The organism is Methylobacterium sp. CCH5-D2, from assembly GCF_001556475.1.
GTDB lineage: Bacteria > Pseudomonadota > Alphaproteobacteria > Rhizobiales > Beijerinckiaceae > Methylobacterium > Methylobacterium hispanicum.
Window position 1 is genome coordinate 1 of the sequence record NZ_LSIX01000242.1, and the last position, 11879, is coordinate 11879.

The 11879-nt window shown below is 71.9% G+C and carries 10 protein-coding genes and 1 pseudogene; 4 read left to right on the forward strand and 7 right to left on the reverse strand.

The window, feature by feature from the left end; genetic code table 11:
* The first annotated feature begins 449 nt into the window (after window positions 1-449).
* Entirely contained in the window at window positions 450-1223 is a 774-nt protein-coding gene (locus AX737_RS06325) for a DUF1194 domain-containing protein (protein WP_308445283.1), read from the forward strand.
* Window positions 1224-1235: 12 nt separating this feature from the next.
* Here AX737_RS06325 and AX737_RS06330 read toward each other — a convergent pair whose 3' ends face one another.
* From AX737_RS06330 to AX737_RS06340, 3 genes are all read right to left on the reverse strand, one after another.
* Entirely contained in the window at window positions 1236-1613 is a 378-nt protein-coding gene (locus tag AX737_RS06330; protein WP_066919928.1) for a hypothetical protein, read from the reverse strand.
* Window positions 1614-1703: 90 nt separating this feature from the next.
* On the reverse strand, window positions 1704-4055 hold the full coding sequence (locus AX737_RS06335) for a xanthine dehydrogenase family protein molybdopterin-binding subunit (RefSeq protein WP_066919930.1): 2352 nt from the start codon (window positions 4053-4055) through the stop codon (window positions 1704-1706).
* Complete coding sequence (locus AX737_RS06340) at window positions 4052-4528, reverse strand: (2Fe-2S)-binding protein (RefSeq protein ID WP_066919932.1); 477 nt, start codon at window positions 4526-4528, stop codon at window positions 4052-4054. The genes AX737_RS06335 and AX737_RS06340 overlap by 4 nt, the downstream gene beginning before the upstream one ends.
* Window positions 4529-5093: 565 nt before the next feature.
* Here AX737_RS06340 and AX737_RS06345 point away from each other — a divergent pair.
* Window positions 5094-5339 carry a hypothetical protein gene (locus AX737_RS06345; RefSeq protein ID WP_066919934.1) on the forward strand — a complete coding sequence of 82 codons (246 nt, stop codon included), beginning with the start codon at window positions 5094-5096 and terminating at the stop codon, window positions 5337-5339.
* Between the two features lie 64 nt (window positions 5340-5403).
* Here the strand turns inward: AX737_RS06345 and AX737_RS06350 are convergent, their stop codons facing one another.
* On the reverse strand, window positions 5404-7428 hold the full coding sequence (locus AX737_RS06350; RefSeq protein ID WP_066919936.1) for a potassium transporter Kup: 2025 nt from the start codon (window positions 7426-7428) through the stop codon (window positions 5404-5406).
* A 245-nt stretch (window positions 7429-7673) separates the two neighbouring features.
* On the opposite strand from AX737_RS06350, the gene AX737_RS06355 reads away from it, so the two are divergent.
* Window positions 7674-8369, forward strand: coding sequence for a MarC family protein (locus AX737_RS06355; RefSeq protein ID WP_066919938.1), 696 nt, complete (start codon window positions 7674-7676; stop codon window positions 8367-8369).
* 15 nt (window positions 8370-8384) lie between these two features.
* On the opposite strand, the gene AX737_RS06360 is transcribed toward AX737_RS06355, so the two are convergent.
* Window positions 8385-9443 carry a hypothetical protein gene (locus AX737_RS06360; RefSeq protein WP_066919940.1) on the reverse strand — a complete coding sequence of 353 codons (1059 nt, stop codon included), beginning with the start codon at window positions 9441-9443 and terminating at the stop codon, window positions 8385-8387.
* A 289-nt stretch (window positions 9444-9732) separates the two neighbouring features.
* Here AX737_RS06360 and AX737_RS34145 point away from each other — a divergent pair, with 289 nt between their 5' ends.
* The gene (locus AX737_RS34145; RefSeq protein WP_197430477.1) at window positions 9733-9894 is read left to right on the forward strand and encodes a hypothetical protein; all 162 of its coding nucleotides are present in this window, start codon (window positions 9733-9735) and stop codon (window positions 9892-9894) included.
* 6 nt (window positions 9895-9900) lie between these two features.
* Here the strand turns inward: AX737_RS34145 and AX737_RS06365 are convergent, their stop codons facing one another.
* Together AX737_RS06365 and AX737_RS06370 are read right to left on the reverse strand one after the other, a co-directional pair.
* Window positions 9901-10968 (reverse strand): cytochrome c peroxidase, encoded by a 1068-nt coding sequence (locus AX737_RS06365; protein ID WP_066919942.1) that lies wholly within the window; start codon window positions 10966-10968, stop codon window positions 9901-9903.
* Window positions 10969-11070: 102 nt separating this feature from the next.
* Window positions 11071-11879: pseudogene (locus tag AX737_RS06370) on the reverse strand (penicillin-binding protein 1C); the annotation flags it as partial.

Sequence of the window (11879 nt, forward strand, 5' to 3'; positions counted from 1 at the left end):
GCTCAACCCCGGGGCGAGCGGTGCGCCCGCCCCTCCACGAACATCCCCCCTTCTCTGGCCGGTCCCGCTACAGGGACCGGGGCGCGCGCGGCGCACCGGCCGACAGGAACGGATCGGGCGCCTCCGCGACCATCGCCCTCCGGGACGCCGGGACACGCCGCCGGCTTCTCCGATCAGTGCCGGCACCATGCGGGCGTAGACCGTCGGCAGGGCGCCGACGGCGAGAAATCTCGAGCCTGTCGTGCATCGTCCCGGCCCGGCGTGTCGGCCCGGCGTCCGGGCTCGTCGTCGGGAGGGGCACAGCCGTCTTCCTGTTCCGGAAGGATTGCGTCGCGGCCGCGCTCGGTTTCGTGCGGAGCCCGACGCGCGCGTCCGTGATAAGCGTCACGCCGGGCCGGAACCGGCCGCACGCGACGGCGCGGGAAGGAATGGGCCCGAGGATGACCCGGATGGTCGAGCGCCTGGGCGCGGGAGCCCTCGCCCTGCTGGCGGCCCTGTCGCCGGCCCGCGCGACGGAGGAGAGCGTCGCCACGGCCCTCGTCGTCTCGGTGGACGTCTCGCAATCGGTCGATGCGGACCGGTTCCGCCTGCAGATGGAGGGCATCGCCGGGGCGCTGGAGGATCCGGCCGTGGTCGCGGCCATCACCGGCAATCCCGGCGGGATCCTGTTCGCGCTCGTGACCTGGGCGGACCGGGCGCAGATGGCGCTCGGCTGGCGCCGGATCGCCTCGCGGGCGGAGGCGGCGGCGACCGCAGCAGCGGTGCGGGCCGTGCCGCGGCAGGCGGGCGAGTTCACCTGCGTCGGGCAGATGATGCGGAGTTTGACGGCGCAGGTGCTGCCGGCCCTGCCGCTGCCCGCCGATCGGGTGGTCGTCGACGTCTCGGGGGACGGCATCGACAACTGCACCGGGCCCGAGGCCATCGAGGCCGCGCGCGAGGCGCTGCTCGCGGCCGGCGCCACCATCAACGGCCTGCCGATCCTGGTGCCGGGCGAGAACGACGTGGTGGGCGCGGGCGCCTTCCGGGCCCCGGGCTACGGCCTGCGCCCGGCGGGCCCCGGTCAGGGCCAGGAGACCACGCTGGACGGCTGGTACCGGGCCAACGTCGTCGGCGGCCCGGGCAGCTTCCTGCTGGCGGCGCGGGGCTACGGCGACTTCGCCCGGGCGCTCCGCCAGAAGTTCGTGCTGGAGATCAGCTGGCTGGAACCCGCGCGCCGTCCCTGACCGTCCCTGCCGTCAGGGCGCCTTCTTCAGCTCCCGCTCGGCCCGCTCCACCGCCGCCTCGCAACCCTTGGCGTCGCCCTTGGCATCGGCCGTGCGGGCCTCGTCGAGGGCGACCTTGGCCTGCTGCGCGGCGTCCGCGCCCTTGCCGGCCTGGGCCGCCTTGTCGGCCGGCGCCGAGCGGGGATCGCTGCCGCCGGCCGTGCCGGTGACGCCCTCGCCCTCGCGCCGGGCCGCCGTCTCCTTGCCGCTGGTCGAGGCCGAGATCGCCTCGGTCGCCTCGCCCCGCACCTGCTTCGACAGGGCGTCGATCCGCTGCGAGCACGGCGAGGCGAGAGCCGGGGTGCAGAGGGTGCAGGCCAGGGCCGCCGCGAGCCACGCGTTACGCTTCATCCCGAACGATCCTCTCGGAAACACAAAGGGCCGCGGGATCGAAGGATCCCGCGGCCCATCAACGTTCCGTGCCGCCCTACGGCTCCCGGATCAGGCGCTGGTCGCCTGGGCGCGGATCGGCAGCTGGCGCACGCGCCGGCCGGTCGCGGCGAAGACCGCGTTGGCGATGGCCGGGGCGATCGGGGGCACGCCCGGCTCGCCGACGCCGCCGAGCGGGCCGTCGTAGCCGGAGGACGGGATGATGTGCACGCGCACCTCCTTCGGGGCGGCGTCGATCCGGACGATCTCGTAGCCGTCGAAGTTGTTCTGCTGCGCGCGGCCCTCCTTGAAGGTGATCTCGGAGGTGAGCGCGAGGCCCATCCCCATGATCACCGCGCCCTCCATCTGCGAGCGGATGCGCTCCGGGTTCACCTGGGGCCCGCAATCGACCGCGATGTCGATGGCATTGACCTTCACCTCGCCCTTGGCATCGACCTCCACCTCGGCCGCCGCCGCCGTGTAGGTGACGAAGCTGTAGTGGCCGGCGATGCCGAGGCCGCGGCCCTTCTCCATCTTGCGGCCCCACTTGGCCCCGTCCGCCACCGCCTCGATCACCCGGCGCAGGCGCCCGGTCTCGATCGGATAGCGCTTCGGGTCCTCGCCGTAGTTCCAGACGTCGCCGATCTCGACCGGGTCGATCTTACGGGCCGGCCCGATCAGCTCCAGCAGGTACTCCTTCGGGTCGCGGCCCGCCTTGTGGGCGAGTTCGGCCACGAAGGACTGGATCGCGAAGGCGTGCGGGATGTTCGAGACCGAGCGGAACCAGCCGATGCGGACATGGGCCGGGGCCGCCGGGTTCTCCAGGCGGATGTTCTTGATGTTGAGCGGGTTGTTGACGAGCCCCATGCCGAGCTCGAAGGGCAGCTCGTGCTTCGGGTCGGGCGCGAAGATCGAGCCGATGGTCGGCGCGACCGAGCGGTGTAGCCAGGCCACCGGCATGCCCTTCTCGTCGAGCCCAGCCTCGATCCGTTCGACCGAGATGGTGTGGTAGTAGCCGTGGTGCAGGTCGTCCTCGCGGGTCCAGGTCAGCTTGACCGGGGCACCGTCGACGGCTTGGCTACAGAGCGCCGCCTCGACCACGTAGTCGGGCTTCGACTTGCGGCCGAAGCCGCCGCCGAGCAGCGTCACGTTCACCCGCACCTTGTCGGCGGGCAGGTTGAGCCGCTTCATCAGGCGGTCGTGCGCCGCCTGCGGCCCCTGCGTGCAGGCCCAGGCCTCGCACTGGCCGTCCTTCACCCGCGCGACCGCGGCCGGGGGCTCCATCGGCGCCTGGGCGAGGTGGGGGACGAAGTACTCGGCCTCGTGGCGGGCCTTGGCTTTGGCCATCGCCCCGTCCACGTCGCCCTGGTTGCGCACCACCTTGCCGGGCTGGCGGGCGGCGGCTTCCAGCTCCTTGCGGAAGGCGTCGGTGTCGTAAGAGGCGTTCGGGCCGTCGTCCCAGGTGATCTTGAGGGCGTCACGGCCCTTCATGGCAGCCCAGGTGTTCTTGGCGATCACCGCGACGCCGCCGAGCGGCATGAACTCGGAGGGGATCTCGCCGCCCTCGATGCGCACGGTCTTGACCACGCCCGCGACCTTCAGGGTCTCGGAATCGTCCACGCTCTTGATCTTGCCGCCGTAGACCGGCGGGCGGGCGATCACCGCGTAGAGCATCCCGTCGAGCTTGATGTCGGCCCCGTAGACCGCCTTGCCGGTGCTGATGTCGTGGTTGTCGATCAGCCCGATCTTGCCGGTGCCGATGTAGCGGAAGGCCTTGGGGTCCTTCAGCTTGACGCTCTCGCGGGCCGGGACCGGCAGCTCGGCCGCGGCCTCGGCCACGTCGCCGTAGCCGAGCGTCTTGCCCGACTTGGCGTGGACGAGCTGGTGGTTCTCGGCCCTGACCTCGGAGGCCGGCACGCCCCACTGCTTGGCGGCGGCCTGGACCAGCATCAGGCGCGCGGCGGCGCCCACGTGGCGGAAATGCGGGAAGAAGTGGCGCAGCGAGCGCGAGCCGTCGGTGTCCTGGTTGCCGAAGCGCTCCTCGTCGCCGTAGGCCTGGGTCACCTTGACCTTCGCCCAATCGGCCTCGAGCTCGTCCGCCACCACCAGGGCGACCGAGGTGCGCACGCCCTGGCCCATGTCGGAGCGGTGGTTCGTCACCGTGACGGTGCCGTCCTTGGCGATCGCCACGAAGATCTTCGGGTCGTCGCGCCAGCCGTGCGGCATGCCGTCGGCGCCAAACTTCTTGGCCTTCTGCTCCTCGGTCTGGCCCTCGTCGGCGCGCGCGCGGTCGGAGAACGAGAGCGCCAGCACGAGGGCGCCGAGGCCGCCGAGCACGCCGCGGCGGCTGGCATTGGCGAGGATCGGGGTCGACGCGGCGGCGCCGCTCTCACGCTCGGCCATCATCTTGAGTTCGTGGATCACAGGCGCTCTCCCTTGTTGGCGGGCGCCTGACCGGCGGCCTGGTGGATCGCCGCGCGGATGCGCGGGTAGGTGCCGCAGCGGCAGATGTTGCCGCTCATCGCCTCGTCGATCTGCTGGTCGGAGGGCTTCGGCGTGTCCTTGAGGAGGGCCGCGGCCTGCATGATCTGGCCGCACTGGCAGTAGCCGCACTGGGCGACGTTGAGGTCGCGCCACGCGGCCTGGACCGGGTGGTTGCCGTCGGGCGAGAGCCCCTCGATCGTCACGACCTCCTGGCCCTCGGCCGCCGAGACCGGGGTGACGCAGGAGCGGGCGGCGGTACCGCCGAGGTGGATCGTACAGGCGCCGCAGAGCGCGGCGCCGCAGCCGAACTTGCTGCCGACGAGGCCGAGCTCGTCGCGCAGGTACCAGAGGAGCGGCATGTCGGGATCGCCGTCGAAGCTTCGCGGCGCTCCGTTCACGGTGAGTTTGATCATCGCTTCGTCCTTCTCGCCCGCAAGCCGCGAGCCCGCTGACGGCCCCGCCTTCGCGGACGGGCCTCGATGGATCCAACCGGCGCGGCGCCCGCGGGGTCCGGGCGGCCCGGATCTTCGGGCGTGCCGGGACGAGGACCGGCCGCGGCGCGGCCCATGGGCCGGATCGCGGCGCCCCCCGGTGCGCGCTCTCAAGTCGGAATAAGAAGCGTTCTAGACATGCCGGTGCCGCAGGGCAACGCGGGCACGTGGCCGCATGGATCGCGAGGGCGGCGTCCAACACATGGTATGTGACGTTGCGCACACGGCATACCGGATGGTGCCTAGGGGGTTAGACCTCCGCGCGCGGCGGCCCTCGCCACGCGGCGTCGCGACCCGCGGAGGCAACCCAGAGCGAGGGCCCGCGTTGACAGGGCAAGGCAAGCTCGGCCGTACGACGAAGCCGCGCCATCAACAGGAAACGCGCGCGGCCGGGTCGGCCCCGCAAGCATTCGATCACCTGCTCCCTGCCATCCTCAGGCGCCGCGGAACGGCGCAACCAGCATCGCGAACGGAAAGTCCCCGGATCATGAAGGCACTCGGCGCCCTCACCCTCATCGCTCTGCTCGCCGCCGGCCCGACGCTGGCCGAGCCCAGCGCGGCCCAGCGCGCCGCCTGCACGCCGGACGTGATGCGCCTCTGCGCCTCCGCCATCCCGAATGTCGGCGCGATCAAGACCTGCCTGCGCGCCCAGCGCGCCAGCCTGAGCGCCGAGTGCCGCGTGGCGGTGGATGCGGGCGAGGGCCCGCGGACGCGGGCGGCGGCGCGATCCTGAGGCGGAGCGCGCGGTCGGAGCGCATCCCCTCTCCCCGTACGCGGGGAGAGGGGGATTTTCCGCCCTACACCGTCACCTGCGTGCCCACCTCGACCACGCGCCCCGTCGGGATCTGGAAGAAGTCCGTGGCGTCGTTGGCGTTCTTGGCCAGCGTGATGAAGATCCGGTCCTGCCAGAGCGGCATGCCGGAATGCGCGGCCGGGCGGATCGAGCGGCGCGAGAGGAAGAACGACGTCGCCATGATGTCGAACTTGAAGCCCTGGCGGCGCAGCAGGGTCAGGGTCTTGGGGATGTTCGGCGTCTCCATGTAGCCGAACTTCATCACCACCTTGAAGAAGTGCGGCCCGATCGGCTCGATGCGGACCTTGTCGGCCTCGTTCGAGCGCGGGGTGTCGACCGTCTCCACGGTCAGCACGACGTTCTTCTCGTGCAGCACCTTGTTGTGCTTCAGGTTGTGCAGGAGCGCCGCCGGGGCGATCTCGGGGTCGCTCGTCAGGAAGACGGCCGTGCCGCGCACGTGGTGGGGCGGGCTCTTCTCCAGCATGCCGACGAGTTCGAGGATCGGCACGTCGGTCTTGCGGGTCTTGTTGAACAGGATCGTGACGCCCCGGACCCAGGTCCACATCAGCACGATCAGGCCGCCGGCCAGAATGAGGGGCACGTAGCCGCCCTCGACGACCTTGAACAGGTTCGAGAGCAGGAACAGGAACTCGATCACGATGAAGGGCAGCATCACCGCCGCCGACAGCCAGGGCGACCAGCGCCAGAGCCGCCACATCACCAGATAGGTCATGGTGGCGGTGAGCAGCATCGTGCCGGTGACCGCGATGCCGTAGGCGGAGGCCAGCGACGAGGAGGTGCGGAACACCACCGCCAGCGCCACGACGCCGATGAGCAGCAGGGTGTTGATCTGCGGCAGGTAGATCTGGCCCGAATGCGATTCGGAGGTGTGGCGGATCTCCATGCGCGGCAGGAGGCCGAGCTGGATCGCCTGGCGCGAGAGCGAGAAGGCGCCGGTGATCACCGCCTGGCTCGCCGTGACGGTGGCCAGCGTCGCCAGGATCACCATCGGCAGCAGCCCCCATTCGGGTACGAGCTGGTAGAACGGGTCCGAGGTGTCGGGCTTCTCCAGCACCAGGGCGGTCTGCCCCAGATAGTTCAGGGCGAGCGCCGGGAAGACGAGGCCGATCCAGGCGACCTGGATGGGCTTGCGCCCGAAATGACCGAGGTCCGCGAAGAGCGCCTCGGCGCCGGTCACCGCCAGGAAGACGGCGCCGAGCGCGATCAGCGCGCCGCTGCCGTGGCCGAGCAGGTAGTGCACCGCGTACCACGGGTTGAAGGCCGTGAAGACCACCGGGTTGCGCACGATGTGCGGCAGGGCCGCAGCCGCCAGCGCCAGGAACCACACCACCATCACGGGCCCGAAGAAGGCCGCGACCTTGCTGGTGCCCCGGCTCTGGACGAGGAACAGAGCGACGATGATCGCCACCGTGATCGGCAGCACGTAGTGCTCGAAGGCGGGGGTGACGAGCTTCAGGCCCTCCACCGCCGAGAGCACCGAGATCGCGGGCGTGATCACCGCGTCGCCGTAGAACAGGGCGGCGCCGAGGAGACCCAGCGTCAGCACGATGCGCGAGCCGCCGAGCGCCTTGCGGGCGAGCGCCATCAGCGAGAGGATCCCGCCCTCGCCGTTGTTGTCCATGCGGAGCAATATGGCGACGTACTTGACCGTGACGATCAGGAAGAGCGCCCAGAGGATCAGCGAGGCGGTGCCCAGCACCTCCTCGGCGAGCAGGATGTTGTCGGCGCGCGACGGCCCGAGCGCCTCGCGGAAGGCGTAGAGCGGGCTGGTGCCGATATCGCCGTAGACGACGCCGACCGAGCCGACGACGAGCCCCCAGAAGCTGGCGGGCCGGTGGCCGTCCTCGCCGTCCACGGAGCCGGCGGCGGTCGTCGGGGTCTCGGCCGGGGCAGTCCCGGCGACGGGCTCCTTCTCGGCGACAGGCTCCTGGCCGTGACTCGGCGCAGGGGCAGGCTGGTCCGCGGCTCTGGGGTCTGCCGGGACGCTCGGATGGGCGGTTTGCGTCATCGGATGTGATCGAGGCTCGGGCCTGTCCGGCGCTTCGCTGGAGTGATCGGGATCCTCGCGGGAGGATGCGACAGGGACGCGAAAAGCTTGCCGGGCGCACGGCTCGGGGGCCGGCGCATGAAGGGATCGTGAGGCGTTAGCTAGCACGCCCCCGCCCGGCCGGAAACTGCGACCTGCGGGGCGCCGCGCTCCGAATCCGGCCCGTGATGCTATAGGCGCCCGCGTCACCGGAGGGCTTGCGCAGCATGAGCATCGAATCGGCCGTCCAGAGCTTCCTGTTCGCGCTCTCCAGCCTGTTCTCCATCGTCAACCCGGTCGGCGGCGCGCTGATCTTCGCGCAGGTCACGGCGGCCAACAGCCACGCCGAGCGCGTCGAGCTGGCGCGGCGGATCGGGGTCTACGCCGCGCTCGTCATGCTGGCCGCCCTCTGGGCGGGGGCGCCGATCCTGAACTTCTTCGGCGTCTCGCTGGGCGCGCTCAGGATCGCGGGGGGCCTCGTCGTCGCGGCCTCGGCCTGGGGCCTGCTCAACCGGCCGGAGGCGCGGGAGGCGCGCAAGCAGGCGGAGGTGGGCGGCGAGGTCGGGCCGAAGGAGGCGGTCCGCAGCCGGGACGCGCTCGCAGAGATCGCCTTCTTCCCGCTCACCCTGCCCTTCACCACCGGGCCCGGCACCATCGCGGTGGCGATCACCCTGGGCTCGAACCGGCCCGGGCCGATGGCGGACCGGCTCGGCTTCTACGTCGCGGTCTCGGCCGCCGCGCTCTGCGTCGCGCTGCTCGCCGCCCTGCTCTACGCTTCGGCCGACCGGGTGGTGCGGCTGATCGGGCCCGTGGGTGCCCGGGTGCTCGGGCGCCTCTTCGCCTTCCTGCTCCTCTGCGTCGGGACCCAGATCACCATCAGCGGGATCACCGACGTGTTCGGCCCGATGTTCGCCGGGCGCTGAGGGCACGCGGCTCCCTCAGATCACCGGCACCCCGGCAAGCCCGGCCGGCGCCCCGAACAGGAGGGCGTGGCCGACGTAGTAGAGGGCCAGGAAGCCCGCCAGCGCCGCGCCGTACCAGGCGGGGGCCAGCACCGCGTCGCGGACCCGGACGGGGCTGCGGGCGTCGTCGGCGGCGATGCCGAGCAGCACCACGATGATGCCGGAATGCCCGATCGCGTCGACCTTGCCGAACTCGAAGATGGCCGACACGAAGACCGCCGCCAGGATCACCGCGCTCGTCCGGCGCACCAGGGGCGTCCAGACCAGGGCGAAGGCCAGGGTGAACTCGATGACGCCCGCGGCCTTCATGAACAGCTCCGGCGAGGCGCCCATGGTCATCTGCGGCTTGGCGGCGATCAGCGGCGCGGTCCAGTCCGGATAGGCCCACTTCTCGACGGAGGCCCACATCAGCGTGACGGCGGCGGCGTAGCGCACCACGTCGAGCGGGCGGATGCCGAAGAGCGTGCGGCCGGTGCCGGTGAGGACGAGGTAGGCGGCGACCCCGAGGAAGACCGGGTAGTCGGCCAAGTGGAAGACGCCGTAGGTCCAGGTCGCGTAGCCGAACAGGAAGACGATGCCGAGGCCGGTGAGCGCCATGGTCTGGCGCCAGATCAGCAGGACGGCGAGGCCCAGTTGCAGCCACGGGATCCAGGCCGCGTCGGTCTTCAATTCCGGCGTCAGGATGATGCCGCCGAGCGACCAGAGCGAGACGAAGAAGAAGCCGAGCGTCGCCCGGACCAGGGTCTCGGTGTCGGCCCGGATCCGTGAGGTCACCCGGTCGAGGGCGTTGAGGAGCGCGGTGCCGAGCGGCGTGCCCTCGGCGAGGCAGCCGAACATCAGGCAGAGCACCGAGAGCGCGACGAGCCACTCGAAGTCGGCGCAGAGCACCTGCTCGAGCCCGCGGGGCTGGCCGGCGACGTCGAAGGCGCAGAACCACTTCACGTGGGCGCTCGCCTCCGTCGCCAACGGAACCAGGGGTAGGGCGAGAGCCGAGGCGAGACCGAAACGGAACCCGTTCCCCTTGGGCGAGCGCATGAAAGCCTCGGTATTAGGCAAGTCCGTCAAAAGCTGACATCGCTATTTACCGATGGTTCATCTTGATCGCCAAGGTGGCGTTAAGACCTCCTTAAGGAAATAGTTAACGCTGTGCGTTGCGTGGAGAAGCCTGGATTCGTCTCGGGCCGAGGCATCGCGAGGGAGCGGCCTTGTCCACAGCCCCGGCCGTCCGGGGGCGAACGTAAGGCTTTCCTCAGGCCTTGTCGGAGAGAGTCCGCACAACGCCCCGCCCGGGTCTCCCGGGCGCAGGTCATGGAGAAGGTCCGGAATGATCGGTCTTGCAAGCCTCGCGAGCCTCGGCCTCGGCACGACGCTGGCCGCGCTCGCGCCCCGGGCCGGCCTGAGGGCGCCGGCCTGCGAGACCTGCGGCGGCCTGTTCCTGGTCTCGGGGCTCGCGCTGCTGGGATCGTGTCTGCCGCTGTTCCGGTAGCCCCGCTCAGGGCTTCGGCGGGCCGTCCGGCAGGTCCGCGGCGGCGACCGAGAGCGCCGCGTCGGCGTTCAGGGTGTCGAGGAAGGCCAGCAGGTCGGCCTTCTCGGCGGCAGTGAGGTTCAGCGGGCGGATCTCGCGCGACCGGCTCGGCCGGTCGATGCCGCCCCGGTCGTAGAGGTCGATCACCGCCGCGAGGCTGTCGAGCGAGCCGTCGTGCATGAAGTGGGTGCGCCCGCGCATCTCGCGCAGGCCCGGCGTCTTGAAGGCGTAGCGCAGCGCCTCGGATTTCGGCACGAAGCGCCCGCGGCCGATGTCCTCGCCCCGGCCCACGCCGATATCGTGGAAGGAGCCGTCGCTGAAGCTCCAGCCGCCGTGGCAGGCTGCACAATTGGCCCGGCCGTTGAACAGGTCGAAACCGCGCTTGGCCGCCTCGGGAACCGCGCGCTCGTCGCCCGCGATCCAGCGGTCGAAGGGCGCGGGTGTGGAGACGATCAGGCGCTCGAAGGTCGCGAGCGCGGCCTCGATCCGCTCGCGGGTCACCGCCGGGCCGGGATCCAGGGAGGCATCCGGGGACGCATTCGGGAAGGCGCCCGCGAAGGCAGCGGCGTAGGCGGGATCGGCCGCGAGGCGGCGCACGGCCTCCTCCGCGCCGAGGTTCATGTTGCCGGGGGCGCTGATCGGCCCGAAGGCGACGGCTTCGAGATCGCGGAACTTGCCGTCCCAGCCGAACCGGCCCTCCTGCCAGGCGAGATTGAGAAGGCTCGGTGTGTGGAACTCCATGTCGTCGCCGCTCCGACCGAGCGCGCGGCGCCGCCCGTCGGCCCAGGCGAGATCGGGCTGGTGGCAACTCGCGCAGGAGCGCGTGCGGTCGCCCGAGAGGACGGGATCGAAGAACAGCCGGCGCCCGAGCTCGGCCTTGGGCCGGCTGTAGGGGTTGCTCTCGGGGAACGGGATCGATTCCGGCGCGCGGTACTCCGCGCGCCACGCGGCGCGCTGCGGAGCCTGCTGCGCGGCCGAGCCCGCGATGCCCACCGCCAGAGCCGCCGAGACCGCGGCACCCACCTTCCATGCCATCGGGGACCTCACGGATCGTGCCTATGGCGGCGCGGGTTAGCGCGCCGTAAACACCTATCCTGTGTTAGACCGGCTGCGTCGCCCTGCCGCGGACGGCGCCGGTCACTCGACCCGCACGACGACGCTGTCGCTGCCACCCGCCGCATCGACGACCGAGATGCGCACGAAGCCGCTCCCGTCCGGGACCCAGGCGGATTGCCGCCGGGCGCTCACCTCCACGGGCAAGCTGTTCACCATCCAGGTGAGCGGCGGCACGCCGCCCAGCGCCTTGAGTGCGAGGCCGGCCGCCGCGCCCTCGCCGTGGCCGACATCGATGCGCGAACCGTCCGGCGGGTAGGCGATGCGCAGCGGCGCCGCGGCCTGGCCCGGCGCGCGGGGCAGGTCGGCCCGCAGGTGCCGCAGCGGCGGCGGCAGGGCGGCGCTGGTGGCGCTGAGCGTTCCGGGGGGGCGGGCCACCGGCTCCGGCTCGCCGCCGAAGCGGCTGAACGCGTCGAACAGGACCGGCGCAGCCACGCTGCGCCCGACCAGCCCCGGCACCGCGGCCCCGTCCGCCCGCCCGAGCCAGACCGCGACGGTGATCCGCCGGTCGAAGCCGACCGCCCAGGCGTCGCGGTAGCCGAAGGAGGTGCCGGTCTTGTAGGCGATGCGGTTCGGCAGCGCGTTCTCGGGCGGGGGCGCTCCCCGCAGCGTGTCGGCGACGTACCAGGCGGCCACCGGCTCGGCGATCCGCCGCGCCGATTCGGGCGCGCTCGCACCGGCCCGGCGGATGACCTCCGGCACGGCGCCGCCGCGGGCGAGGCCCGCGTAGAGCCGGGCGAGGTCGGTGAGCGTGATGCCGAGCCCGCCGAGCGCCACCGGCAGGCCGGGCGCGGCCTCCCGCGGCAGGGCGATGCCCGCCCCGCCCGCCCGCA